Consider the following 23,835-nt stretch of genomic DNA (forward strand, 5'->3'; position numbering starts at 1 on the left):
GAATTCGTTTAAACTTTTTTCTTTTTGATGGGTTTGAACTTTTTCAAAGCTAACACAATAAAAGCAAGATAGTTAAACCCTGTCCAGCTTGCCACGGTGGTGTCAAACCTGTTTAGTAATGACCGGAAACTGTCCATCCAGGCATTGGTTCGCTCGATGGCATATCGCTGGTCATAAAGTTCTTTGTCAAAATAGTCATCTCTGTCCTTGTCACTGTTACGCCTGTTGAAACAGATATTGGCATTGATTTCCTTTTGGGCACAAGCCTGTCGGAAATCCTTGGAATCAAAGCCCGCATCAGCATTGAGGAACAACCCATCCACACGGAGGTCAGCATCTTCCAGAGTACCAGTGACTACTTCGAACTGCACCTCAATGTTATACAGGTCGTTATGATTGCCGGCAACAGGTTCAGACATAGCTAAAGGTAGTCCCTGCCTTTCGCTAAGGTATAGGGCATTGGTGGTTTTGCGCTTCTTACGGCCTTGGTATTCCACTTGTTCCCCGCCCCTGATGGCCGAGGTGTGACTGCCATCCAGGTCCACACTGGAAAGGTCAAGTTTTGATTTATGGCGGTTGAGGAAGCTCACCCAACAGTCTTTCCAAAAACCGCACAAGCACCATTTCCGGTAATGGTAGTAAACCGATTGCCAACTTAGCACTTTACTGTCAAAAAGGGCTTTTACAGGCACTTGATGCCACTGCACACCGGTCTTGAGCTTGTAGAGGATGGCGTTAACAATCTCAACCAATGGAACGGTCGGGGCAAATCCTCGATGAGTTTTAGGTATGTAAGGAACTATTTCCAATTCTATCGTATCTTTGTCAAGTACAGAGTACATAAAGGGTTGGTTTAGATAATTGTATGTTTCGCAACACAAATATCTTCAACCCTTTTTTATTTTTAAAAAAAGTTTAAACGAGTTCATATTTATACTTTGGGGAAGTTGACCTTCAATCTACTATATGAGGATGTCAAATATAATTTGGTTTCATTGTCATTTGGGTCACGATTTTCACACATTCCACAGCCTCCTTTACATCGTGGACCCGTAATATATGTGCTCCTTTGAGCAATGCAATGGTGTTTAGCGTCGTAGTACCGTTAAGGGCTTCCTGCGGGGTGTTTCCCAGGAGTTTGTATATCATAGACTTCCGGCTAATACCTGCGAGGACGGGCAATCCGAGGTTGTGCAGTAGTTCCAGTTTGCCCATCAGTTCGTAGTTGTGGGCAATGGTCTTGGCAAAACCGAAACCAGGATCGATTATAATGTCGCTGATACCTGCTTTTCGGGCTTCAGCCACTTTTTCGGAAAAATAATACAGGACTTCTTTGGTAATATCATCGTACTGCGGATTTTGCTGCATGTTCTGGGGTGTCCCTTTCATATGCATCATAATATAGGGCACCTGTAATTTGGCTACGGTAGGGATCATTTCGCTATCCAGGTTACCCGAAGCGATATCGTTTATAATTGCAGCACCTTCTTCGACACACGCCCTTGCAACGGCGGCACGGAAAGTATCGACGGATATCCGGATATCCGGAAATTCTTTTACCAGCAGGGAAACGACCGGAACAATGCGGTGAAGTTCTTCCGTTTCATCCACATGCTGCGCTCCCGGGCGGGAACTGTAGGCGCCGGCATCAACAAAAGTGGCCCCTTCGCTGAGCATTTTTTCCGTCTGGAGAAGAATATCGCTTTCGTCCTTGTATTTTCCGCCGTCGTAGAAAGAGTCGGGAGTTATGTTGAGTATTCCCATGATTGCGGGAGTGGAGAGATCGATTAATGTTCCTTTACAGTTTATGGTCATTGTTTTCCGGTTTTGAATCCCATTAAATGGGGCTTATTCCCCGATGCTCTGCATCGAAATGGGCCAAGGTTTGTTCATTTGAATACCTCGCGGGCTTGCCCCGAGGTAGTTGATTGTTGTCATGACAACATAAAAATTATTCGTGTATCCGTGGCAAAACCCACTTTCCGTCTGCTGCAAATTTATGGATTTTACCCCGGTGATTTAGTCTGTCATCAGATAGAAAACAACAAAAATATCCGTGTATCCGTGGCGAAGAAAAGGACAAATAATTAAAAAACATCAAAGGTACTTTCCCTACTGCAGAATGAAATTTCCTTTCAGGAGTTGAGCAATTCAAAAAATTAAGCGAAATTTACACAAAATACAATCAACAGCATGCAGGATACTTCAAAACAATACGACGAAGTGATTGCCACTTGTCGGGAATTGTTCGTTAATAAAATGAAGGATTACGGGAGCGCGTGGCGGATATTGCGGCTGCCTTCCCTTACCGACCAGATATTCATCAAAGCCCAGAGGATACGCAGTTTGCAGGAGAAGAAAACCCGAAAGGTAGATGAAGGAGAAGCTTCGGAATTTATAGGGATTATCAACTATTCCGTGATGGCACTTATCCAGATCGATAAAGGCATAGCCGATCAGCCCGATCTCCTTGTGGATGAAGCCGCTGCGTTATATGATGAAAAGATAGGGGAAACCAAAAACCTCATGGAGGCCAAAAACCATGATTACGGTGAAGCGTGGCGCGACCTGAGGGTGAGTTCCCTTACCGATCTTATCCTGCAAAAATTACTGCGCGTTAAACAGATTGAAGACAATGAAGGTAAAACCCTGGTGAGCGAAGGTATCGGGGCCAATTACCAGGACATGATCAACTATGCCGTTTTTGCATTGATATTATTACAGGAATAAATACTGGGGTTTCACCGGAAACCAAATCTATAATTTACATAACGCAATGAAACCGGCATGACTAAAATAATCCTTAGACCACGGCACAACGATTATTTTAGTCAAGGGGTTACATGCGATTGTTGAAAAAGCAATAAAAGTGAACACATGAAATATATCATAAACTTCTCCAGAATAGTCGTCGGTATTTTGTTTATCATCAGCGGGGCTATAAAACTGAATGATCCGATGGGATTTTCTTTCAAACTGGAAGAATATTTCGGTGCGGATGTCCTTAATCTTCCTTTCCTTACACCATACGCACTGGGTATAGCCCTTTTCCTTGTGGTACTGGAAGTGTTGCTTGGCGTCATGCTGCTCCTGGGCTATAAACCGAAATTTACCGTATGGACCCTGTTGCTTATGATCGTATTCTTTACATTCCTTACGTTCTATTCTGCCTATTTCAATGTGGTCACCGACTGCGGTTGTTTCGGGGATGCCATAAAGCTGACACCCTGGGAATCTTTCAGTAAGGATATTGTGTTACTACTGCTTATACTGGTATTGTTCTTCGGCCGAAAATATATCCGTCCTCTTATATCTGTGAAAACCGGGGCTATAGGTACGGTTATAGCTTTGGTAATCTGTGTTTTATATGCCAATCATGTGCTCAATCACCTGCCTGTGGTGGATTTCAGACCTTATAAAATTGGGGCCAATATAGAAGAAGGCATGATAGTTCCCGAAGGAGCTCCCAAACCGATCTATGAGTATTCCTGGAAATTCCGGGTGGACGGGGAGGAGAAGATTGTAAAGACCAATGGCGATTATCCTTCGGTAGACGGGGAATTCATAGATGTGGAGACGGAGGAAATACAAAAAGGTTACGAACCCCCGGTACACGATTTTACCATAGAACAGGAAGGAGAAGATTACACGGGGGAAATGCTTGCCGAAGATAAACTTATTATGGTGATCGCCTACGATCTTCGTAAAGCCAGTCCCGAAGGTCTGGAAAAAATAAAAGAAGTGACCGACAGGGCTATTGCAGACGGGTATAAGGTTATCGGCATGTCTGCTTCGGATGAGAAACTTACCCGGCCTGCACAGGAGAAATACGGGCTCCATTTTGAGTTTTACTTTACGGATGCCACCACTTTGAAAACTATAGTTCGTTCCAATCCCGGAATATTGAAACTTCACCGGGGCACCATAGTACAAAAACTGCATTTTAACGATGCGGACGCATTGGAAACAAAGTAAAATATAGCCGGGCTCTCAAATATTATATTAAATTTGTAAGGTTGTCTTTTTCAGAAGAAAGCTACTTTCTTTTTCGGGGAAGAATGACAACTATTTTCTCGGGTCGGTAGAAGTTTAAGGGGCCTGATTGATAAAACCCGTTTAAACGGGTTCATAAAAATAAAACTGCAATGAAAAAGAATTTTATGGTCGTACTTTTTACGGCCTTTACGCTGGTGCTCTCCGCCCAATCGCAGGAGTTTTCTAAAGAAGCCCTGCAAGACGTATTTCTCACCGTGGAAGGAAAAGATATCACTTTTTCTGAAATACTGGAAGCTAACCAGGGGAAAACACTGTTTATCGATGTCTGGGCATCCTGGTGCAAAGATTGTATTGAAAGTGTTCCGAAGCTGAAGGAAATCAATACCAAATACGATAATGTTACTTTCGTTTTTCTGTCCCTCGATCGCAGTATAGAAGGTTGGGAGAAGGGAAGAGAGAAATACCGGCTCGATTACGGACAGCACTACTTTATTAAAGCCGGCTGGAAAGGCAGCCCTTTTTGTCAATCTATTGAGCTGGACTGGATACCCAGATACCTCGTGGTAAATCCGGAAGGCAAAATAGAATTATTTAAAGCTATAGAAACTGATGATACTCAATTAATAAATACCTTAAACCATACCATAAAATGAGAAAAAAGATTGTTGCCGGAAACTGGAAAATGAATAACGATTTGGGACAAACAGAAGAATTGTTGTCCAAACTTCTCAAAAAAATGCCCGATACCGAAGCGGAGGTCATGGTGGCGCCTGCTTTTACCAACCTTCGGGTTGCTTTTGACACGCTGAGCCAGAGTGCCGTGGAGGTTATTGCGCAAAATATGCACTTTGCCGAAAACGGGGCATATACCGGTGAAGTATCGGCAGAAATGCTGAAGAGTGTAGGGGTACGGACCGTAATACTCGGTCACTCGGAAAGACGTGCTTATTTTAACGAAACCGATGAAACACTCGCCAAAAAAGTAGACACTGCCCTGAATCACGATATGACTATCGTATTCTGTTTCGGAGAAGAACTGGAAGACCGCAAGGCAGGAAAGCATTTCGATGTCGTGGAAAGTCAGCTCAGAAAAGCCCTTTTCCATCTTAAAGCTGCTGCCTGGAAGAATATTATCCTGGCTTACGAGCCCGTTTGGGCTATCGGTACCGGGGAAACGGCGTCACCGGAACAAGCACAGGAAATGCACAAATTTATCCGTGAGACGATTGCTTCCAACTACAGCGAAAAAGTCGCCGACGGCGTGTCTATCCTTTATGGAGGCAGCGTAAAGCCCGATAATGCCAAAGAAATATTTTCACAACCCGATGTGGATGGCGGCCTTATAGGCGGCGCTTCCCTGAAAGCCAAAGATTTTATCGCTATCATAGACGCGGTTTAGAGTTACAGGTTTCAGGTTGCAAGTTTGAGATTAACTTCTAACCTGCAACCTGAAATTTACAACGAACAAGAAAATGGACACATTGTATATTGCCTGCGATTTTAAGGTTAAACCGGCACAACCGGGAACAGAAATCCTTATTGCCGAGTTAGGAGAAGCCGGGTTTGAGAGTTTTGTCGAAAATGAAGAGGGAGTTATAGCCTATATCCAGAAAAGCGAATGGGAACCCTCCTGCCTGGAGGATATCTATATTCTCAAAAGTGGGGAGTTCCGCATAACTTATGAAATAAACGAAATCGCCCAGGTAAACTGGAATGAGGAGTGGGAAAAGAACTTCCAGCCTATAGAAGTAGACGGGACATGTACTGTAAGGGCCCCGTTTCACCCGGTACCCACAACCGAATACGATATTATCATAGAGCCCAAAATGAGTTTCGGAACGGGGCACCATGAAACCACCCATATGATGATACAGCACCTGTTGCGGCTAAACCTGAAAGGGAAGAAAGTGCTGGATATGGGGTGCGGAACGGGAGTGTTGGGCATACTGGCGGAAAAACTCGGGGCTTCTGCAGTCGATGCCATAGATATAGACAATTGGTGCTACCTGAATTCACTGGAGAATGTAGAGCGAAATCAATGTAACGCCATTTCCGTCTACGAGGGAGATGCCACTTTGCTGGAAGGGCGGCGCTATGAGGTGATTATAGCCAATATAAACCGGAATATCCTGCTGAACGATATCCCCGCTTATGTGGCTTGCCTGGAACCAGGAGGAATACTTCTGCTCAGTGGGTTCTACAAAGACGATATCCCTGTTATAAATGAACTTTGCGTAAAATTTTCATTAAATATTATGGATATCCTGGAGAAAAACCACTGGGTTGCCGTGAAGTACAACGATACGAATGTGTAACCCGATAGCTTCGGTACATCCCGAACGTAGTTCGGGACACTCAGCCACCTCGTTTTGTGAAACCTACCCCGGAATTTTAAACCTGGAACCATTAAATGTTGCAATTATGGTTTTTTTATGCGTTTGCCGGATAGGGCCGACGAAGACGTGTTACTAAAATAAATTTTGTGTAATTTTGTATAAAAGTCGTTTACATCTTATCTTTATAGCAATGCATACGGAAGAAAACATATACTTGAGAGAAGACACCTGTATGCCCGGAGATAAAAAAGAGGTATTTAATGCCTCTACCCGGGAAGAGACTTTAGAAGAGGTATTGGTGGAAGAGGATGTGCAGAAGCAAAACGAGATAGTCCTCTACAACGATGATGTCAACACTTTCGATCATGTGATAGAAACCCTGATCGATGTGTGCGATCATACCCCCGAACAGGCTGAACAATGTTCCATTATCGTGCATTACAAAGGGAGATGCACAGTAAAAACAGGGCCTTACGAAGACCTTAGACCACGGTGTTCCATGTTACTGGATGCCGGATTAAGTGCGGAGATCGTATAGCCAGCCCATTGTGATTTACTTTTTCTCCGGAGCCTGTAATACCTTGAATAACCCGAAAGACTTGAAAAGGTGGAATAATCCTGGCAGGATAAGTACAGAACCTGCGAGGAGGGCATAGGCTATGGAATTAATTACTGTTTCCCCCGCTATATTTTCGTAAATACTTACCGGACCTTCCGTGGTGATGATCAGGGAAGGAAAATTGGATTGTACCCAGGCACCCAAAATCAGGAATACCTGTACCGCTACAATAATCCTTATAACCACTTTTTTACCTTTGCCAAGATAAACCCATATGGGTATGAGTAGTGAAGCCGCAATAATAACCAGTACCACACTGAGTACATTGTCAAAAAAGTGATCTATAAAAACCTCTCCTGCATAAAAACCGTAGCCAAAAATAAACAAGGAACTCAACGCAACCGATATATTGGCCTTCCTGGCTTTTTTTACGAATAACCTTTGCTCCTCACCGGAAGTTTCGCCAACCAGGAATACAGCAGATAAAAAAGCGACGAGTGAGGTGACGAAGACACCCATTAAAAGAGAGGTAATATTAAACCAGGGAGAAACATAGGCTTCAACAAAATTGTGGTTCTCTATTTCGTCTACCGGGATAAGTTTTCCGGAAATAAGAGCCCCTGCACTCACACCAAGTAAAAAAGGGGTAATGATACTGGAATACTGAAAGAGTTTGTTATAAACATTTTGTGAACTGTCTACTACCGCATCGTAATGACGGAAAACAAAAGCCGTTCCTCTTACCACAATGCCGAAAAGCAACAAGGTAAGCGGAATGTGCAATTGGGTGGTAATGATATAGTAATAGTTTGGAAAAGCAATCCACATGATAACGATGACGATGATAAGCCATACATGATTTGCTTCCCAGACAGGGCCTATGATCTGGTATGCTATTTTCTTGGTCACTTTCTTGTTTTCCCCGGAAGACAGTAATTCCAGTATACCCACACCGAAATCCGCCCCGCCGAATATAAGATAGAAATATACCGAAACAAACAAGAATAAAAATACAACTGCAGTCATTACGAATTATTTTGGCGGTTAAACACAGTGATCTGTCTGCCCATCAGCCAGCCGACAGCCAGGGCGAGCAAAACATACATGAGGATGAATATGAAGAGACTGTATTCGATACCGTCTATCGGGGTTACGGAATCCTTTGTCCGCATAATATTGTAAATCACCCAGGGTTGTCTGCCCACTTCAGTAACTATCCACCCTGCTTCTACGGCAATAAAACCCAGGGGAGCGGCAAGGGCAAACATCAGCCAGAACCATCTTTTCCGGAGCAGGGACTTCTTTTTTCTGCTGACAAAAAACACAACAGCCAGCAACGCCAGCAATGTGCCAAGGCCTACCATAAGCTGAAAAGCGTAATGTGTAATGGCCACCGGGGGCAGGTCTTCTTCCGGAAAGTCATTCAATCCCTTAACCTCCGCATCAAAATCGCCAAAAGCCAGGAAAGAGAGCATTTTCGGGAGTTCTATTTTATGGGTAACCTCTTTTTTCTCTTCATTGACTATTCCCCCTATATACAGCGGCACCCCTTTTCCCGTTTCGTAATGGGCTTCCAGGGCTGCGAGTTTTACCGGTTGCCTTACTGCTATGTCTTTAGCGGAAATATCCCCGCTCAGTGGTTGTAATATGGCGGCAATGGCACCAAAAGATATGGCAATGGTAAATGCCTTGCGATGTATGGCAATATTTCTTTTGAGATATATCTGCCAGGCGTGTATTCCCGCTACGGCAAATCCGGTGGCGGTAAAGGCGGCGAGGACCATGTGGAGTGCCTGTGAAAACCAGGCTTTGTTAAACAAGGCTTTAACCGGGTCGATATTCAGGAATTCCCCGTTGACATATTCGAAGCCAGAGGGCGAGTTCATCCAGCCGTTAGCAGAGACTACCAGTATACCCGAAGCCACGCCCGAAATGCCGATGATAAGCCCGGTAAACCAGTGAAACCATTGGTTTTTTATTTTTTTCCATCCGTAGAGGTAAAATCCCAGGGCAATAGCTTCTACAAAAAAAGCCGCGCCTTCCAGGGAAAACGGCATGCCTATGATAGGGCCTGCGTGCAACATGAACTTCGGCCAGAGTAAACCAAGTTCAAAAGACAGGATCGTTCCCGATACCGCCCCCGTTACAAAAAAGATGGCTACCCCTTTTTGCCATGCTTTGGTCAGGGACAGGTAAGCCTTGTCTTTTGTTTTTAACCATTTGTAATGAGAGACTACCATAAAAAAGGGCATGACCATACCAATACAGGCAAAAACGATGTGGAAGATCATTGAAACGGCCATTTGCAGACGGGCTGCGTCGAGTGTTTCCATAGGAGGGAAGTTTACCATACAAATTTACGGCTTTGCGGGCATAAATCCCTCCAGAAATGTGTTAAAGATACCTGTCTTAGTAAGACAATCCTGGTGTTTTTTTCAGGTATTGATCCATATGGAGCTGCATGAGTAAAAACATGGCTACATCCGCTTTGGATATTTCACCGGGATAAGGACGGTGGCTGTAACCAGTAGATATATAGAACTCGTTTAAACTTTTTCGCTTCAATCAAAAAAGTTTAAACGAGTTCATTGTTTCTATCATGTGCTACTATGAATTAATGTTGAGGTTCGGGCAGAAATGAAGCCGGGGGAGGGGCATCCTGTAAAAAAGGAATAATGGCGGACAGGACTCCTTTTGTGTCCATCATTAGTCCTATGTGGGATTTTCCGGGCAGGATGGCTAGTTGTGATTTCGGAATACCTTCGAGGTCACCCGATACACCGCCGCCGCATAACCTGTACATTTCCGCCACATGATTCAGGTCCACGCCATCGTTGTCTCCCATAACAAACAGCACCGGTGATTTCAGTTTTCCGATATTCTCCGCTCCCAGATCGTAACCTTTCCGGTCGAATACAATGAATTTTTCGATAAAAGCTCGCCAATGATCCGGATCGGGGGCTACTTTTTCGTATTCGATTTTCAGCGGAGTCTGATCCAGGAAATCCGGCTGCATGGTTTTAATTGCTTCCTGGACCTCTGGTATCCAGCCTTCCATTTTATAGGTGCTGGAAATAATGATGATTTTCCGTATCATTTCCGGATAGTCTATGCCTGTTTGCAAGGCAATGGTGCCACCGAAACTGTATCCTGTGATATCCGCTTCCGGAATATTTAAATGTTTTAATACGCCTGCTACGTCCGAAGCCAGGCTCTTGTAATCAAAAGCCCTTTCCGTATCGGCAGTATGGCCGTGCCCCTGCATTTCCACAGCTATGACTTTTCTCTTTTCGGAAAGTTCCGGGATGAGCTGTCCCCAGTTCATGTCTATGGTCATATATGCGCCGTGAAGCAGGATAAGGGGGGCGCCTTCGCCGTATATTTCATAATAGATCTCCTGCCCGTTTACCGGGGCATACCCGGAGGCGGAAGGTTCGTTTTTTGTCTGGCCGGAAGCCAGTACAATGGATAATAGAATGGTGCTTGCGGACAAGAGTATGGTTTTCATAAGTTTGTTTTTTGTGTAAGAGAAATGATTATGGCTGTTACCTGGTTTCGGCATAGGTTTTAAAATTATCCAGGATCGCCTGCCATCCGCCCCGTTGCATTTCTACGGGATTTGTGGTTTCCGCATCAAAAACCGTAATGACTTCCGTCTTTCCGTCCAGATTTTTGAAGTCGGTGGTTACTTTTCTACCGTCAGCGATAGTATAAACAATTTTTTTGTGGTCTACGATTTCGTCGTAGGTCGCTTCGAAGTCAAACCCGAAACTTCCGTCTTTGGCTTCCATCCTGGAGTTGAGCTTTCCGCCTGCTTTCAGGTCGTTTTCCGCTTTCGGGCAGTGCCAGTCCTCCGACGCAAAATTCCATTTGGTAATGTGTTCGGGCTTTGTCCATAGTTCCCATACTTTGGCAACCGGAGCCTGTATGGTGTTTTTTACGGTTATCTGTTCCATAATTTCTGTTTTTTTTAGGGTTACATTTTGTGTTTAAAAAGAATAAATACGATTTGTTTTGTTTATCGTCATTACAAAGTTGCGCTATATCGGTGATATATAAGAGGTGTAAAAACGTCAATGGAGAGGGGGCATTTTGCCAAATTTACAATGATGGCGAAGTTGAGAAGTATTTTGGTAGGTAGTTCTTTGGTTTGGGAGTTTGTTAGCGACGGATTCATGTATGTTTTAGACGGATTCCCGGTGAAATCCAAAGGATGGGAGACGAGGTTCTCTTCTGCCGGGTTCAGCAGAGTGAGTTTCTCACCTGGGAAAGGTTATAAATCAAAAAATGGATAATGGGAAAATAAGTACCCCTGTATCGAAACCTGCGCATGTTTTGCCTGAAACCTACAAATGTCTCTGGTTCTGAATCAAAAAATAATAAATTACAAGGGGAATGATAATCTAAAAAAAGAGCGGGAGACGAGGTTCCCTTCGGCAGGCTCAGGATAAACTTCTCCCCTCGAAAAGGTTTTAAATCAAAAAAATGGTTATGGGGGGAGTGATAATCTAAAAAAAAGAGCGGGAGACGAGGTTCCCTTCAGCAGGCTCAGGATAAACTTCTCCCCTCGAAAAGACTTTAAATTAAAAAAAGTATAGAGGATAAGATAATCTAAAAAAAGAGCGGGAGACGAGGTTCGAACTCGCGACATTCAGCTTGGAAGGCTGACGCTCTACCAACTGAGCTACTCCCGCTTATTCCACCGTTCTGGATATGGTGGCTATTTCAATGAATGCATTTCGGTTAAATGCGGTGCAAATATAAATAATCGGATTCCATTCTTCCAAAGAAAAAATGAGATTTTTTAAGGAAAATTCAGGTCTCCCTGTAGTGTATATGGCTGTTTTAAAAGTATCTTTTTTGCATTCAGCTGTTTATGGCCGTTTTAGCAGCATGTGGGATTTCATTAAAAAGATTAATTTTATCTTTGATAAAAATTGCAAAGAGAAAATTAATGGATAAAACCGTTACGTATACGATCCGTGAGATTAGCGGAGAGGAGACTTACCCCGTACGGCATCCTGTTTTACGTCCGGGATTGCCGCTTTCTACGTGCAGATTTGATGGTGATGATGCATCGGCAACTTTCCATTTGGGATTGTATATGGAAGATAAACTTGCCGGGGTAGTGACTATTCTGGAAAACAACCATGTACTTTTTGAAGAAGAGCACCAATTCCAGTTAAGAGGAATGGCGGTGTTACAGGAGTTTCAAAAGAAAGGTCTCGGGCAGGTGCTGGTAAGAGAAGCGGAGAAAGAGGTAGAAAGCCGGGGAGGAGGTTTTATCTGGATGAATGCCCGGAAAGTAGCGGTGAAGTTTTACGAAAAACTAGGATACCGCATTGCCGGAGATGAATTTATTGTTGAAACCGTAGGCCCCCATTACGTAATGCAAAAACAATGGGAACAGGGGCCTTCCGGGAAAGGAAGGCTCGCGGAAAATGGAGAAAACGCCCTGTAGCAGACGTATCACCCCATAATACATATTGTATGAGAAGAAGGACTTTTGTAAAATCTACCGTTCTTACCACTGCGGCTATCGGAATGCTGCCGTCACCCTTACTGGCTTCTTCCGGTTATTCCTATGATGAGTTGATAGGAAAAGGAAATCCGAAGCTTTTCGGAAAGGATATTAATCTTCGGAAAGAAGCTTACGAATCCTTTCTGGAAATGAAGAATGCCGCTTCCAAAGAAAAACTGGATATAAAAATAGTATCCAGTTACCGGGATTTCTACCGTCAGAAAGGTATATGGGAGAGAAAATACAAACAATATACCGGAGACGGGCTAACCCCGCAACAGGCCATAAGTAAGATTATCGAATATTCGACCATACCGGGAACTTCCAGGCATCATTGGGGTACGGACATGGATATTATAGACGGTGCCGCCACGTATTCCGGTAATGATGTTCTGGATTCGAAGAAATTCCATGGCAACGGCCCTTTTCGTCCTCTTAAGGAATGGCTGGACGAAAATGTCAATGCCTATGGGTTTTACCTGGTCTACACCGATAACCCCGGTAGAAAAGGATTTAAATACGAACCCTGGCATTACAGCTATGCCCCGGTTTCGGTTCCTATGCTCGAAGCGTATAAGAAACTTAAAGTGAAAGATATAATTACTTCCGAAAAAGTTGCGGGGGCAGCATATTTTACGGATGACTTCATAAAAATGTACCGCAATGAGAATATCCTGGACATAAACCCGGATCTTTTGCCCTGAAGTTATCTTTTGTGAAAAACACGGACGTACTGAAATAAAGGATATATAAAATCAAAACCCCGCCTGAAGCGGGGTTTTAAAGCTAATTAAATAATGAAAAACGAGAACAAAGTCCTCATGCCTTCAATGCTTCCTCAATCACGGCAGCGGCTTCTGTTGCGTTGGATAATTCGGCATGTTTGAGAGCAGTAAAACCCTTGTCGTCTTTAACCTTTAGTTTGGCCCCATTGGCGATGAGCAGTTTTATGATCTCTGTTTTATTATATCTTGCGGCATACATAAGCGGGGTCATACCTCTCGATTTTTCGTTTACATCGCTTCCCAGTTCAATGAATTTTTTAACGGTTTCCACATCTCCTTTGGAAATGGCCAGGCAAAGCGGGCTTACGTTGGTTATTTTGGTAGCTTCCACCTTGTAGTTGTCATAAGGTCCTTCGTTAGATGCGAAAGTCGTGTTACCGAATGTTATCATAGCGATTCCTGCTAAAATAAGAGCTGTTTTTTTCATGATGCTTGTTGAGTTTGAAAATTAAAGTTTATGTTTAAGAATTGTTGATTTAGAAATTTAAAAGCGCTTTTGTATAAGAGACGAAGGAAATATTCTTTTGTTACACCGGTTTATTCTTAATAACAAAAAATTAACAAATAGCAGGGGGGATATTATCAAAACATTAAAAGGATGGCTTTGTATTGTGTATTCGTTAGAAAATGCTGGTTCTCGGAAATTGTTGTGATCCTGTTTATTCTAAATAGCCTAATTGAGTTATACATTTAATTTCTCTACAATACCTTGTGCAACCCTGTCTATGCCGGTAGCAGGTCTGTGTCTACTTTGTGAATCTCTGTGATAAAATAAGCCCCGTGACAGGGAAAACCACAAAGGGCTCAAAGTTTTTCACAAAGCCCACAAAGTCAGGCTCTTTTGAAATGCCTATTCATTTTATACGTATACGAATATTTAACTATTTGTTTATGAGATTAATACAAATAGTATCTATGTGTATAACTCAATAACATTATTAATATCAGACGGAACCGGAAAGTGTAACAAATCAAAACCCCGCCGGAAGGGCAGGGTTTTATGGCTAATTAAATAATAAAAAACGAGAACAAAGTCCTCATGCCTTCAATGCCTCTTCAATCACGGAAATGGCTTCTGTTGCGTTGGATAATTCGGCATGTTTGAGAGCAGTAAAACCCTTGTCATCTTTAACCTTTAGTTTGGCCCCATTGGCGATGAGCAGTTTTATGATCTCCGTTTTATTATATCTTGCGGCATACATAAGCGGGGTCATGCTTCTCGATTTTTCATTTACATCGCTTCCCAGTTCAATGAATTTTTTAACGGTTTCCATATCTCCTTTGGAAATGGCCAGGCAAAGCGGACTTACGTTGGTTATTTTGGTGGCTTCCACTTTGTAGTTGTCATAAGGTCCTTCGTTAGATGCGAAAGTAGTGTTACCAAACGTTATCATAACGATTCCTGCTAAAATAAGAGCTGTTTTTTTCATGATGTTTATTGCGTTAAATACGATTAAAATCTTTTTATAAAAATTGTGTATTGAAAATTTAAAAGCGCTTTTGTTTAAAAGACGGGAAGAAAAAACTTTTGTTACACCTGCTGTTTTTTTATAACAAAAAATTAACAAATTAGCAGGGTTAATATTGTCAGAATATTAAAAATAACCTTGTGTATTATTATATTGACAAACAGAGGACGTGATCTGTACAGGGTATTATTTATCTGATAAGCCGGGGCAGTAATTTTTTGATGATATATATCAAAAACTTTATCGTTTTCTGTGTATATCTTAACAGCAATACACCTTTTGTTTATAGATAGTATTCGTACCTTTGTCACCAGGCTTGTGCGGCCTTATACTTCATAAGTCAATTGGTTTAAACAGAGAAATACAGAACATGAACAAAAAAGTTTTACTGATGATCCTGGACGGATGGGGAAAATCCCCGGACCCCAAGATCTCCGCAATAGATAATGCGAATACACCTTTTATAGATTCCCTTTACCAGAAATATCCGAATGCCAGTCTCCTTACCGATGGTATGAATGTAGGTTTGCCGGAAGGGCAGATGGGAAACAGTGAAGTAGGGCATATGAACCTCGGTGCGGGAAGGATAGTGTACCAGGACCTGGCCAGGATCAACCTGGCTGTGGAAGAAGGGACACTCTCGGAAGAGAAAGTCCTGACAGATGCGTTTGCTTACGCTAAAGAAAAAGAGAAAAATGTTCATTTCCTGGGGTTACTTAGTGACGGGGGAGTGCATTCGCACATTAAACACCTCGAGGGATTATTGGATGCGTCCGATGCTTTCGGACTGGAAAAAGTATATGTACATGCCTTTACGGACGGAAGGGATGTAGATCCCCGAAGCGGAAAGGGCTTTGTCTCGGAAATAGAGCAGTATTGCAGGAAAAAGAATGCTACCCTGGCCACAGTAACCGGGCGTTACTATGCTATGGACAGGGACAAGCGCTGGGAGAGAGTGAAATTTGCTTATGATGCTGTGGTAAATGGTATAGGTTACCTTACCGAAGACCTTGTGGCAGCAATGCAGAAAAGTTATGACGAAGGAGTTACCGATGAATTTATTAAACCCCTGATAGCCGATGATGGTAAAGGAGAACCCGTAACCAACATACAACAGGGCGATGTGGTTATTTTCTTTAATTTCCGCACCGACAGGGGAAGGCAACTGACCCAGGCCCTTACACAACAGGACTTCCACGAGCAGAACATGCACAAACTCGATCTGTATTTCGTAACCATGACGAATTACGATGACACTTTCGAGAATATTCATGTTATTTATGATAAGGAGAACATAAAGAAAACCCTCGGTGAAGTGCTTTCTGAGGCAGGAAAGAAACAGATAAGAATAGCGGAGACCGAGAAGTATCCGCACGTTACTTTTTTCTTTAACGGTGGAAGGGAAGAACCCTTTGAAGGAGAAACAAGATTATTGTGTCCTTCTCCGAAAGTAGCCACTTATGACCTGCAACCGGAAATGAGCGCTTATGACATCCGTGATGCCATTGTGCCCGAATTGCAAAAAGGGGAAGTGGATTTTGTGTGTTTGAACTTTGCCAATCCGGATATGGTTGGGCATACCGGGGTTATGGAAGCAGCGGTCAAGGCCTGCGAAACGGTGGACGAATGTGCCAAAGCAGTAGTTACCACAGCATTGGACAACGGATATACCTCCATAATTATAGCCGATCACGGAAACTGTGATACGATGGTAAACCCCGACGGAAGCCCGAATACGGCGCACACTACCAACCCGGTACCGATTATTCTGGTGGATAAGGACATAACAGAAGTTCAAAACGGAATCCTGGGAGATATTGCACCTACAATATTAAAACTGATAGGCATACCGCAACCGGAAGAAATGACCCGGAAACCGTTGGTGTAAAATTTAAAAGAAGGAAGATAAGTGCCGGGCTTTTACCATGAACAGAGCCCGGTGCTAAATTCCCGTTTCCCGGGTTGTACGGATAACTTTTGACATCTATAGGGCAAAAGGAATATAAACTTCACTATATTTGTATCTATATATTTAAACAAGCTTATGTTTTTATTTATCAGCGGACCGGAAATACTTTTTATTCTCTTTATCGTAGTGATGGTTTTCGGAGCCGATAAGATTCCCGAAATAGCCAAGGGGCTCGGTAAGGGCATGCAGCAGCTCAGAAATGCCACAAATGACATAAAAGCTGAGATACAGAAAAGTGCCGAAAAACAGGGAATAGACGGTAGCCTCACCAAAGAGTTGAATGAAGAAATAAACAAAGTAAAAGACGATATAGACGATATCTCCGGGTCTATTAAAAGACAACTTTGATGATTATTCCCTGGCCGGAATACGATAAGGGCCTGCTGCTATACATTAATCAACTGGGAAATACGCAGTGGGATATGTTTTGGGCCTTTTCTACCAGTATTGTGGCATGGACTCCGCTATACCTGGCTTTCCTGTTTGTTGCCCTGAAAAGTTTTACCCGGCAAAAAGCGCTCGCCGTAATTACAACTATATTATTTGCCCTCGCCTTTACCCTCCTGTTTACGGAAATAGTAAAAGAAATCATACAACGCCCCAGGCCTGTAAATGATCCTTTGGTTTCGGAAGAACTCCGGCTTGTTATTAAGGCTCGCGGGTATAGCTTCTTTTCCGGTCACGCCTCAAATTCCATGGCAATTACTACACTTTTTATCTGCTTTATGCGGAAAAAACAGAAATGGGTGTACACAATCTGTCTGTGGCCTCTTATTTTCGGTGTCAGCAGGTTGTATTTTGCCGTACACTATCCCATAGATGTGTTTGTCGGCTGGATTGCCGGCTTTGTTATAGCCATAGCCATATACCGGTATATGGGGCGGATTCTTCTAGATTACGCGACATATCGTGAGACCGTCCCTAATAGGAAGCAATAGAGTTTCCACCCTTGGGTCTTCTTTCAGTTTTTTGTTGTATTCCAGTAAGGCAAGCGTGCTTTTGTCATTCGGTTTTACCTCTTCCACCACTTTTCCGCTCCAAAGGACATTGTCCGAAAGTATAAGGCCACCTTTGTTTATTTTACCTATAATAAGATCAAAATACCGGAGGTAATTTTCCTTGTCGGCATCGATAAAAACGAGATCGAATTTTATATCCAGGGCGGGGAGAATGTCCAGGGCATCTCCTGTGTGTTGTTTTATCTGCTCCCCATAACCGCTACGGTCAAAATACTTGCGTTGCAGGTCGTGGAGCTCTTCATTGATATCTATGGTGTGCAGTTCGCCTTCTTTCCGAAGGCCCTCTGCCATACATATGGCGGAGTACCCGGTATAGGTACCTATTTCCAGTATATACTTCGGCGATACGAGTTTGGAAATAAGACTGAGGAAACGCCCCTGGAAATGACCACTGAGCATTCTGGGCCTCAATACTCTGAGGTGGGTCTCGCGGCTGAGCTCCTGCAGGAGTTCCGGCTCGTCTTCTGTATATTTTTCTACGTAGTTTTCTAAAACTTCCGATATGAAGTGCATGGTATTTTTTTTACAAAGATAATGGATAGAATGATTTTCTTCGTTAGTCACTTCGTCAGTTTCTTAGTCTGTACGGAAATATGTCATTTTCCAGGTAGGGCAAACGCATTAGATACACAGTCCCTAAGTGAGAAGAAAAAAGAATTTTGTAGTTGATGAGTCCTTACTTTACCGGGCCATTAATGTTACAATTTACAAGAAATGCGTACTTTTACCGAAACAAAAAGGAATGCAATTTCAGAATACGAGGGCATTTGCACAGGAAATGGATGCCCGCGATCCTCTTAAAGCATATAAAGAAGAGTTTATCTTTCCGAAAATAAACGGGAAACCGGTGATTTATTTTACCGGAAATTCCCTGGGGCTACAACCCAGAAGGACCCGGAAATATGTAGACGAGATAATGAAGGACTGGGCCGAACTGGCCGTAGAAGGGCACTTTTATGCCGAAAAACCCTGGTGGGATTACCAGGAACGTTTTGCAGGGCCATTGAGTAGTGTAGTGGGGGCAAAGCCTTCGGAAGTCACTGTAATGAATACACTTACCGTAAATCTGCACCTGTTAATGGTGTCTTTTTACCGGCCAACTCCGAAACGTTATAAGATACTTTGTGAAGCCAAAGCATTTCCCAGCGACCAGTATATGCTGCAAAGCCAGGTGAAATTTCACGGGTTTTCTCCGGAAGATGCTATAGTGGAAGTACATAGGCGGGAAGGAGAACACAAGATACGGACCGAAGATATTATCGCCAGGATAGAAGAAATCGGTGATGAACTGGCTTTGGTGCTGATAGGAGGAGTGAATTATTATACCGGCCAGGTATTTGACATGGAAGCCATAACCCGTGCCGGGCACCGTACAGGAGCCTTTGTGGGATGGGATCTTGCCCATGCCGCCGGAAATGTAAAATTGCAACTGCACGAGTGGGACGTCGATTTTGCCGCATGGTGCAGCTACAAGTATATGAACAGCGGCCCCGGAAATGCATCCGGAGCATTTGTACATGAAAAACATCACGATAATACCGATGTTCCCAGGTTTGCCGGCTGGTGGGGACACAACAAAGAACGCCGCTTTTTGATGGAGCCGGAATTCGATCCTGTTCGGGGAGCGGATGGCTGGCAGATAAGCAACCTCCCCGTATTGTCCCTGGCGCCTTACCTGGCATCGGTAGAGATGTTTGCCGAAGCAGGTATGGATGCCCTGATCGCCAAAAGAGATGTTCTCACGGCATATCTCGAATATATACTGGAACAGGTAGATGCGCAGACCGCCGGTGAATTTGAAGTGATCACACCAAAAAAACCGGAAGAAAGAGCGTGCCAGCTTTCCGTCTTTTTACACGGACAGGGAAGACCATTGTTCGATTATCTTATGAAAAACGGGGTGATTACGGATTGGAGGGAGCCTAATGTAATCCGTCTTGCCCCGGTGCCGTTTTACTGCTCTTTTGAAGATATGTATGAATTCGGACAGATACTCAAAAAAGGAATAGATACTTTACAGGCAAAATAAAAGAGGAATATAATACCGACGGGTATGTTAAGGACGGGTGATAATAGTACTTTTCCCCGGAGAGATGCCCTATATAAATCGTAAATCAAACGAATGCAGGAATCAAAAAACATAGCTGTTGTTGGCAGTGGGCTGGTGGGATCGTTACTGGCTATATATCTCAGGAACAGGGGGCATGAAGTAGATGTATACGACCGGCGTCCCGATATACGGACGATAGAATTTTCCGGGCGGTCCATAAACCTGGCCATGTCGCTCCGCGGTTGGCAGGCACTGGAAGAAGTAGGAATAGCGGATGAGGTGAAAAAACTGGCTATACGGATGGATAAAAGAGCGATTCATATACCCGGGAAGCCCCTGTATTTTCAACCATATGGAAAGAAAGGAGAAGCCATCTATTCCATTTCCAGGGGAGTGCTCAATAAAAAAATGATTGACCTTGCCGAGAAAGCGGGCACGCATTTTATGTTTGAATCCAAAGTGTGGGACATAAACCTGAACGAGGCTACCATCCATACCGGAGAAACGGAGAATGAAGCCCGGGAATCCCGTAAATACGATTGTGTTTTCGGAGCAGACGGCGCTTTTTCCAGAGTACGTCATAAAATGCAGCGGCAGAGCCGGTTTAACTATTCCCAGGAGTTCCTGAACACAGGGTATAAAGAATTGACAATACCGGCCAACCAGGATGGTACCCATAAACTGGAAAAACATTCCCTTCACATATGGCCAAGAGGGGAGTTTATGCTTATAGCACTTCCCAACCTCGATGGCAGTTTTACATGCACATTGTTTATGCCTTTTGAAGGGAAAAATTCTTTTGAAATGCTGGATACAAAGGATAAAGTACAGCAGTTTTTCGAACACTATTTTCCCGATGTCGTAGAAGATATACCGAGCCTGCTCGGGGAATTTTTCCGAAACCCTACCAGCGCACTGGTAACCATTAAGTGTTTTCCCTGGACCTACTCGGATAAAGTAGCGCTTGTAGGAGACTCCGCCCATGCTATAGTGCCTTTTTACGGCCAGGGGATGAATGCAGGCTTCGAGGATATCCGAACACTGAACCATCTGATGAATATACATGAGGACGATTGGTATGCTATTTTCAGGCAGTATGAAGCCGAACGCAAACCTAATGCGGATGCTATAGCCGAACTCAGTTTTCGCAATTTTATGGAAATGGGCACCAAGACAGCCGATACCGGGTTTATATTGCGCAAGAAAATAGAAAACCGTTTCGCGGAGAAGCATCCGGATAAATGGCAGCCTTTATACAGCAGGGTAACCTTTTCAGAACGTCCTTATGCCGAAGCGCTGGCCGAAGGAGACAGGCAGCGGGCTATTATGGACCGGATCATGGAAATGGAAGATATTGAAGAACGATGGGAAAGTGAAGAGGTAGAACAGGAAATTCTGACGCTTCTGGAGAATACCACACAAAAAGTGGTTAGCCGTTAACCGGAGCTTTCTTTTTATACCGGACGATAAAAAAGTAGACCCAGGCTATAAAGAATATTTGCAACGGCACCCGGAACCATAGGTAAGACAAACCTTCACCGTCATAAGTAGCGGTTTTTAGGTTTACGTGATGTATGGCCGCGTAAATATTGGAGGGTAGGATAAGCAAAAAGAATACGATAAGCAACCATCCTGTCAAAACCGGGAAAAAGGGAATGAGAAGTGCAATAGCCGCAATGATCTCCAGAACCCCCGTAATCAGAACAACAGCTTCTTTGGCGGGGATGAAGCCGGGAAGCATCAGTGCCATGCCTTCCGTAAAAAGAAAGTGCCCGGTGCCCGTAAGTATCAGCATAAAGGCCATAGCTATACGTCCGGATAAGAATATATCTGTATTTCCTGTTCTCCACCGGGAAATGAGAAGGGTAATGACGAAGGTTGTTATAAGAACAATGACGGTTTCCATATTTTATAAGATTAAAAATAAACAGCTTACAAAGCTATGTCAGGAAACAAGGCATGTCAATGAACCCGGGTTAAGAAATACGCTTTCGGATACGGCTTAGTGCCTGCGGGGTAATACCTATGTAAGACGCAATATACTTCAGAGGGATTTTTTGCAGGAATTCGGGATTTTCCGAAAACAGGCTTTCGTAGCGTTCCTGCGGACTCTGTCTGAGAAATGACATTTCCCTTTTACTCTTTTTGATGAACAATTCTTCGGCAGCTTTGCGACCTATTTGCTGACCGACCCGGGTTTCTTTGTATACATCCTGCAAGTCTTCATAACGGATACTCCACAAAATAGTATCTGCCAGGGCCTGCACGTGGTATTGTGCAGGAATTTGCATTAAAAACGAATCGTAAGCACTGACGAAGGAATTTTCAAAGGCAAAACTGAAGGTGATCTCTTTTTCTCCCTTTTCCGTATAAAACCGTATGATGCCTTTTTCGATAAAGGAAAGGTGATTTTCCGTTTTTCCACAGGACAGGATCAATTCATTTTTTTTAAATTTCCTCGTAATGAGTTTAGAGGTGAAATAGTCCCCTTCCGCATCGGTAAGCGGAACTAAGGTTTTAAAATATTCCCGGATTTCTTTCATCAATAAAAGGAGGTTTGTCATATATGGTACTGGCGGACCGGGGTATGGAAGTGAAAGCAGTCTTATTTCACAGTTTCTTCCATAACCTGCAATATGTGATCGCGATTTTCCTCTCCCCATTTATCCATCGCATCAAGGATGAATAAAATGCTTTCTCCTATGGGAGTGAGACCGTATTCTACTTTGAGGGGAAGCCCGGGGTATACTTTCTTGTCGATAATACCGTGGTCCAGTAATTCCCGGAGTTGCATATTCAGCACGCGCGGACTGGCCTCATCTATATCCTGGTGCAGCTCACTGGGACGTCTGACACCCCTGCGGATGGGATCGATAATACAAGGTTTCCATTTACCTCCCAAAACTCTGCTCGTAAGGGTAATACCACATTCCAGGTCTTCGGGGATCTTTCTTTCGTACATAATTGAAACAGCTTTCTACAAAAATAAACAATTCGGGACAAACCTTTTAGCCGGCATACTATTCGTTTATCCCACTGTTTTTCCATAGGGAAAAAATTTTCCCTGCCTGAATCTTTTTTCCCTTATTGCAGGAAATAACAGTTAATTAGAACTTTGTAGTACAAATAGATCATCGACTTAAAGATCTGTTATGGCGGCAATAAGTAATAGAACAGAAGAATAAGTGCCTGATCAGCATAAAATTTAATTCTTTAAACCATACTAAGATGAATAAAAAAGATAATCTATCTAAAAATGTAACTATAATCGGACTCGGGGCCATGGGTACCGCATTGGCGGAAGCATTTCTTAAAGCAGGTCATAAAACCACGGTGTGGAACAGGTCTGCGGATAAAACGGTTCCATTGGTGGAAAAAGGTGCTGTTGCGGCATCCACGGTTTCCGTGGCAGTATCTGCAAGTGAGCTGATAGTGATTTGTGTACTTAACTATGAGATACTGGAAAAGATCATAAAACCTGTTGCGGAAGAACTCCGGGGGCGGACACTGGTAAGTTTAACCAACGATACCCCGAAAAGAGCAAGGCAAATGGCTTTTTGGGCTGAAGAGCAGGGAATAGACTATTTGGACGGGTCGGTCCTGGTCCCCGTTCCCGAAGTGGGAAAGGCGGAAGCCCTTTTACTGTATAGCGGAGCCCGTAGTGTTTTTGACAAACACTTTTCCGTCCTTAAGGCTTTAGGAGGAAAGAGTACCTACCTGGGCGAAGAACCCGGGCGGGCTGCATTGTACGACATTGCCATGATGAATATTTTCTTTACCAGCCTCACAGGGGTACTGCATTCTTATGCCCTACTGAACGCAGAAGGGGAGCAGGCAGAGAAATTTCTTCCCTTTGCCCGGGAAATATTCGGTGTAGCGGAATACTTCCTCGAAGACTTTGCCGTGAGTGCGGACAAACAGCACTATCCGGGAGACCTGGACAATATAACCATGGAAGCTGCCGGGGTAAAGCATATTATGGAGGCAGGCAAAGATGCAGGTATCCACACAGGAGTCCCTCAGGCCGTGAAGAGTGTTTTTGACCGGGCCATAGCAGCCGGGTTCGGTGCAAATGGTATGCCAAGCGCTATTGAAGGAATAAGAATGACGCATAAAGGAACCGAAGCATAA

The 23,835-nt window shown here is 43.6% G+C and carries 27 protein-coding genes and 1 tRNA gene; 14 read left to right on the forward strand and 14 right to left on the reverse strand.

All coding sequences use genetic code 11. The features are described from left to right. Positions 1–8 precede the first annotated feature (8 nt). Both ACVBDU_RS00205 and folP read right to left on the reverse strand, forming a co-directional pair. Positions 9–842: an IS5 family transposase gene (locus tag ACVBDU_RS00205; protein ID WP_447177729.1), complete on the reverse strand. Its 834-nt coding sequence runs from the start codon at positions 840–842 to the stop codon at positions 9–11. 133 nt (positions 843–975) lie between these two features. After that, complete coding sequence (folP, locus tag ACVBDU_RS00210; protein WP_447177767.1) at positions 976–1,815, reverse strand: dihydropteroate synthase; 840 nt, start codon at positions 1,813–1,815, stop codon at positions 976–978. A gap of 378 nt (positions 1,816–2,193) precedes the next feature. On the opposite strand from folP, the gene ACVBDU_RS00215 reads away from it, so the two are divergent. The 6 genes from ACVBDU_RS00215 to ACVBDU_RS00240 all read left to right on the forward strand — a co-directional run bounded on the left by ACVBDU_RS00215 (position 2,194) and on the right by ACVBDU_RS00240 (position 6,870). After that, on the forward strand, positions 2,194–2,730 hold the full coding sequence (locus ACVBDU_RS00215) for a DUF1599 domain-containing protein (RefSeq protein ID WP_447177768.1): 537 nt from the start codon (positions 2,194–2,196) through the stop codon (positions 2,728–2,730). Positions 2,731–2,877: 147 nt separating this feature from the next. Then, positions 2,878–3,975 carry a BT_3928 family protein gene (locus tag ACVBDU_RS00220; protein WP_447177769.1) on the forward strand — a complete coding sequence of 366 codons (1,098 nt, stop codon included), beginning with the start codon at positions 2,878–2,880 and terminating at the stop codon, positions 3,973–3,975. Between the two features lie 170 nt (positions 3,976–4,145). Beyond that, positions 4,146–4,649 carry a TlpA family protein disulfide reductase gene (locus tag ACVBDU_RS00225; RefSeq protein ID WP_447177770.1) on the forward strand — a complete coding sequence of 168 codons (504 nt, stop codon included), beginning with the start codon at positions 4,146–4,148 and terminating at the stop codon, positions 4,647–4,649. After that, complete coding sequence (gene tpiA, locus ACVBDU_RS00230) at positions 4,646–5,395, forward strand: triose-phosphate isomerase (protein WP_447177771.1); 750 nt, start codon at positions 4,646–4,648, stop codon at positions 5,393–5,395. The genes ACVBDU_RS00225 and tpiA overlap by 4 nt, the downstream gene beginning before the upstream one ends. Positions 5,396–5,468: 73 nt before the next feature. Further along, positions 5,469–6,311, forward strand: coding sequence for a 50S ribosomal protein L11 methyltransferase (prmA, locus tag ACVBDU_RS00235; protein WP_447177772.1), 843 nt, complete (start codon positions 5,469–5,471; stop codon positions 6,309–6,311). Between the two features lie 253 nt (positions 6,312–6,564). Then, positions 6,565–6,870 (forward strand): ATP-dependent Clp protease adaptor ClpS, encoded by a 306-nt coding sequence (locus ACVBDU_RS00240; RefSeq protein ID WP_447177981.1) that lies wholly within the window; start codon positions 6,565–6,567, stop codon positions 6,868–6,870. A gap of 15 nt (positions 6,871–6,885) precedes the next feature. Here the strand turns inward: ACVBDU_RS00240 and ACVBDU_RS00245 are convergent, their stop codons facing one another. The 6 genes from ACVBDU_RS00245 to ACVBDU_RS00270 all read right to left on the reverse strand — a co-directional run bounded on the left by ACVBDU_RS00245 (position 6,886) and on the right by ACVBDU_RS00270 (position 11,585). Beyond that, a complete protein-coding gene (locus ACVBDU_RS00245; RefSeq protein ID WP_447177773.1) occupies positions 6,886–7,917 on the reverse strand; it encodes a cytochrome d ubiquinol oxidase subunit II in 1,032 nt (343 codons plus the stop codon). Continuing rightward, positions 7,917–9,224, reverse strand: a complete 1,308-nt coding sequence (locus ACVBDU_RS00250; protein WP_447177774.1) for a cytochrome ubiquinol oxidase subunit I — start codon at positions 9,222–9,224, stop codon at positions 7,917–7,919. The genes ACVBDU_RS00245 and ACVBDU_RS00250 overlap by 1 nt, the downstream gene beginning before the upstream one ends. A 76-nt stretch (positions 9,225–9,300) precedes the next feature. Next, positions 9,301–9,456 (reverse strand): hypothetical protein, encoded by a 156-nt coding sequence (locus ACVBDU_RS00255; RefSeq protein WP_447177775.1) that lies wholly within the window; start codon positions 9,454–9,456, stop codon positions 9,301–9,303. A 49-nt stretch (positions 9,457–9,505) separates the two neighbouring features. Continuing rightward, complete coding sequence (locus ACVBDU_RS00260) at positions 9,506–10,399, reverse strand: alpha/beta fold hydrolase (protein WP_447177776.1); 894 nt, start codon at positions 10,397–10,399, stop codon at positions 9,506–9,508. 37 nt (positions 10,400–10,436) lie between these two features. After that, entirely contained in the window at positions 10,437–10,847 is a 411-nt protein-coding gene (locus ACVBDU_RS00265) for an SRPBCC family protein (RefSeq protein WP_447177777.1), read from the reverse strand. A gap of 665 nt (positions 10,848–11,512) precedes the next feature. Then, positions 11,513–11,585, reverse strand: a tRNA-Gly gene (locus ACVBDU_RS00270). A gap of 260 nt (positions 11,586–11,845) precedes the next feature. Here ACVBDU_RS00270 and ACVBDU_RS00275 point away from each other — a divergent pair. Continuing rightward, positions 11,846–12,352 (forward strand): GNAT family N-acetyltransferase, encoded by a 507-nt coding sequence (locus ACVBDU_RS00275; RefSeq protein ID WP_447177778.1) that lies wholly within the window; start codon positions 11,846–11,848, stop codon positions 12,350–12,352. Positions 12,353–12,381: 29 nt separating this feature from the next. Next, the gene (locus ACVBDU_RS00280) at positions 12,382–13,116 is read left to right on the forward strand and encodes a M15 family metallopeptidase (protein ID WP_447177779.1); all 735 of its coding nucleotides are present in this window, start codon (positions 12,382–12,384) and stop codon (positions 13,114–13,116) included. Positions 13,117–13,231: 115 nt separating this feature from the next. Here ACVBDU_RS00280 and ACVBDU_RS00285 read toward each other — a convergent pair whose 3' ends face one another. Beyond that, entirely contained in the window at positions 13,232–13,624 is a 393-nt protein-coding gene (locus ACVBDU_RS00285) for an ankyrin repeat domain-containing protein (RefSeq protein WP_447177780.1), read from the reverse strand. Positions 13,625–14,234: 610 nt separating this feature from the next. Continuing rightward, the gene (locus ACVBDU_RS00290) at positions 14,235–14,627 is read right to left on the reverse strand and encodes an ankyrin repeat domain-containing protein (protein WP_447177781.1); all 393 of its coding nucleotides are present in this window, start codon (positions 14,625–14,627) and stop codon (positions 14,235–14,237) included. A gap of 409 nt (positions 14,628–15,036) precedes the next feature. On the opposite strand from ACVBDU_RS00290, the gene gpmI reads away from it, so the two are divergent. The 3 genes from gpmI to ACVBDU_RS00305 all read left to right on the forward strand — a co-directional run bounded on the left by gpmI (position 15,037) and on the right by ACVBDU_RS00305 (position 17,573). Then, complete coding sequence (gene gpmI, locus ACVBDU_RS00295; protein ID WP_447177782.1) at positions 15,037–16,554, forward strand: 2,3-bisphosphoglycerate-independent phosphoglycerate mutase; 1,518 nt, start codon at positions 15,037–15,039, stop codon at positions 16,552–16,554. 156 nt (positions 16,555–16,710) lie between these two features. Further along, entirely contained in the window at positions 16,711–16,983 is a 273-nt protein-coding gene (locus ACVBDU_RS00300) for a Sec-independent protein translocase subunit TatA/TatB (RefSeq protein WP_123218361.1), read from the forward strand. Then, on the forward strand, positions 16,983–17,573 hold the full coding sequence (locus tag ACVBDU_RS00305) for a phosphatase PAP2 family protein (RefSeq protein WP_447177783.1): 591 nt from the start codon (positions 16,983–16,985) through the stop codon (positions 17,571–17,573). The genes ACVBDU_RS00300 and ACVBDU_RS00305 overlap by 1 nt, the downstream gene beginning before the upstream one ends. Here ACVBDU_RS00305 and ACVBDU_RS00310 read toward each other — a convergent pair. Next, positions 17,526–18,167 (reverse strand): O-methyltransferase, encoded by a 642-nt coding sequence (locus ACVBDU_RS00310; RefSeq protein WP_447177784.1) that lies wholly within the window; start codon positions 18,165–18,167, stop codon positions 17,526–17,528. The two genes, ACVBDU_RS00305 and ACVBDU_RS00310, sit on opposite strands and share 48 nt — an antisense overlap. A 229-nt stretch (positions 18,168–18,396) precedes the next feature. Here ACVBDU_RS00310 and kynU point away from each other — a divergent pair, with 229 nt between their 5' ends. Together kynU and ACVBDU_RS00320 are read left to right on the forward strand one after the other, a co-directional pair. Further along, positions 18,397–19,683: a kynureninase gene (gene kynU, locus ACVBDU_RS00315; protein ID WP_447177785.1), complete on the forward strand. Its 1,287-nt coding sequence runs from the start codon at positions 18,397–18,399 to the stop codon at positions 19,681–19,683. 93 nt (positions 19,684–19,776) lie between these two features. Next, a complete protein-coding gene (locus ACVBDU_RS00320; protein ID WP_447177786.1) occupies positions 19,777–21,144 on the forward strand; it encodes an FAD-dependent oxidoreductase in 1,368 nt (455 codons plus the stop codon). Here the strand turns inward: ACVBDU_RS00320 and ACVBDU_RS00325 are convergent. From ACVBDU_RS00325 to ACVBDU_RS00335, 3 genes are all read right to left on the reverse strand, one after another. Continuing rightward, complete coding sequence (locus tag ACVBDU_RS00325) at positions 21,134–21,610, reverse strand: DoxX family protein (RefSeq protein WP_447177787.1); 477 nt, start codon at positions 21,608–21,610, stop codon at positions 21,134–21,136. The two genes, ACVBDU_RS00320 and ACVBDU_RS00325, sit on opposite strands and share 11 nt — an antisense overlap. 70 nt (positions 21,611–21,680) lie before the next feature. Next, the gene (locus ACVBDU_RS00330; protein ID WP_447177982.1) at positions 21,681–22,247 is read right to left on the reverse strand and encodes a Crp/Fnr family transcriptional regulator; all 567 of its coding nucleotides are present in this window, start codon (positions 22,245–22,247) and stop codon (positions 21,681–21,683) included. 62 nt (positions 22,248–22,309) lie between these two features. Further along, the gene (locus tag ACVBDU_RS00335; RefSeq protein WP_447177788.1) at positions 22,310–22,666 is read right to left on the reverse strand and encodes a winged helix-turn-helix transcriptional regulator; all 357 of its coding nucleotides are present in this window, start codon (positions 22,664–22,666) and stop codon (positions 22,310–22,312) included. Positions 22,667–22,932: 266 nt separating this feature from the next. On the opposite strand from ACVBDU_RS00335, the gene ACVBDU_RS00340 reads away from it, so the two are divergent. Then, positions 22,933–23,835: an NAD(P)-dependent oxidoreductase gene (locus ACVBDU_RS00340; RefSeq protein WP_447177789.1), complete on the forward strand. Its 903-nt coding sequence runs from the start codon at positions 22,933–22,935 to the stop codon at positions 23,833–23,835.

It is taken from the genome of Sinomicrobium endophyticum (assembly GCF_052983315.1).

Excerpts from the sequence above, each read along its gene's own strand:
- ACVBDU_RS00290 (WP_447177781.1), bottom strand. The coding sequence starts at position 14,627 with ATGAAAAAAACAGCTCTTATTTTAGCAGGAATCGTTATGATAACGTTT.
- ACVBDU_RS00310 (WP_447177784.1), bottom strand. The coding sequence starts at position 18,167 with ATGCACTTCATATCGGAAGTTTTAGAAAACTACGTAGAAAAATATACA.
- ACVBDU_RS00335 (WP_447177788.1), bottom strand. The coding sequence starts at position 22,666 with ATGTACGAAAGAAAGATCCCCGAAGACCTGGAATGTGGTATTACCCTT.
- ACVBDU_RS00240 (WP_447177981.1), top strand. The coding sequence starts at position 6,565 with ATGCCCGGAGATAAAAAAGAGGTATTTAATGCCTCTACCCGGGAAGAG.
- ACVBDU_RS00220 (WP_447177769.1), top strand. The coding sequence starts at position 2,878 with ATGAAATATATCATAAACTTCTCCAGAATAGTCGTCGGTATTTTGTTT.
- ACVBDU_RS00280 (WP_447177779.1), top strand. The coding sequence starts at position 12,382 with ATGAGAAGAAGGACTTTTGTAAAATCTACCGTTCTTACCACTGCGGCT.
- ACVBDU_RS00225 (WP_447177770.1), top strand. The coding sequence starts at position 4,146 with ATGAAAAAGAATTTTATGGTCGTACTTTTTACGGCCTTTACGCTGGTG.
- ACVBDU_RS00205 (WP_447177729.1), bottom strand. The coding sequence starts at position 842 with ATGTACTCTGTACTTGACAAAGATACGATAGAATTGGAAATAGTTCCT.
- ACVBDU_RS00300 (WP_123218361.1), top strand. The coding sequence starts at position 16,711 with ATGTTTTTATTTATCAGCGGACCGGAAATACTTTTTATTCTCTTTATC.
- ACVBDU_RS00285 (WP_447177780.1), bottom strand. The coding sequence starts at position 13,624 with ATGAAAAAAACAGCTCTTATTTTAGCAGGAATCGCTATGATAACATTC.
- tpiA (WP_447177771.1), top strand. The coding sequence starts at position 4,646 with ATGAGAAAAAAGATTGTTGCCGGAAACTGGAAAATGAATAACGATTTG.
- ACVBDU_RS00325 (WP_447177787.1), bottom strand. The coding sequence starts at position 21,610 with ATGGAAACCGTCATTGTTCTTATAACAACCTTCGTCATTACCCTTCTC.
- ACVBDU_RS00215 (WP_447177768.1), top strand. The coding sequence starts at position 2,194 with ATGCAGGATACTTCAAAACAATACGACGAAGTGATTGCCACTTGTCGG.
- ACVBDU_RS00340 (WP_447177789.1), top strand. The coding sequence starts at position 22,933 with ATGAATAAAAAAGATAATCTATCTAAAAATGTAACTATAATCGGACTC.
- ACVBDU_RS00265 (WP_447177777.1), bottom strand. The coding sequence starts at position 10,847 with ATGGAACAGATAACCGTAAAAAACACCATACAGGCTCCGGTTGCCAAA.
- folP (WP_447177767.1), bottom strand. The coding sequence starts at position 1,815 with ATGACCATAAACTGTAAAGGAACATTAATCGATCTCTCCACTCCCGCA.
- ACVBDU_RS00275 (WP_447177778.1), top strand. The coding sequence starts at position 11,846 with ATGGATAAAACCGTTACGTATACGATCCGTGAGATTAGCGGAGAGGAG.
- ACVBDU_RS00330 (WP_447177982.1), bottom strand. The coding sequence starts at position 22,247 with ATGAAAGAAATCCGGGAATATTTTAAAACCTTAGTTCCGCTTACCGAT.
- ACVBDU_RS00245 (WP_447177773.1), bottom strand. The coding sequence starts at position 7,917 with ATGACTGCAGTTGTATTTTTATTCTTGTTTGTTTCGGTATATTTCTAT.
- gpmI (WP_447177782.1), top strand. The coding sequence starts at position 15,037 with ATGAACAAAAAAGTTTTACTGATGATCCTGGACGGATGGGGAAAATCC.
- ACVBDU_RS00260 (WP_447177776.1), bottom strand. The coding sequence starts at position 10,399 with ATGAAAACCATACTCTTGTCCGCAAGCACCATTCTATTATCCATTGTA.
- ACVBDU_RS00250 (WP_447177774.1), bottom strand. The coding sequence starts at position 9,224 with ATGGAAACACTCGACGCAGCCCGTCTGCAAATGGCCGTTTCAATGATC.
- ACVBDU_RS00320 (WP_447177786.1), top strand. The coding sequence starts at position 19,777 with ATGCAGGAATCAAAAAACATAGCTGTTGTTGGCAGTGGGCTGGTGGGA.
- ACVBDU_RS00305 (WP_447177783.1), top strand. The coding sequence starts at position 16,983 with ATGATTATTCCCTGGCCGGAATACGATAAGGGCCTGCTGCTATACATT.
- kynU (WP_447177785.1), top strand. The coding sequence starts at position 18,397 with ATGCAATTTCAGAATACGAGGGCATTTGCACAGGAAATGGATGCCCGC.
- prmA (WP_447177772.1), top strand. The coding sequence starts at position 5,469 with ATGGACACATTGTATATTGCCTGCGATTTTAAGGTTAAACCGGCACAA.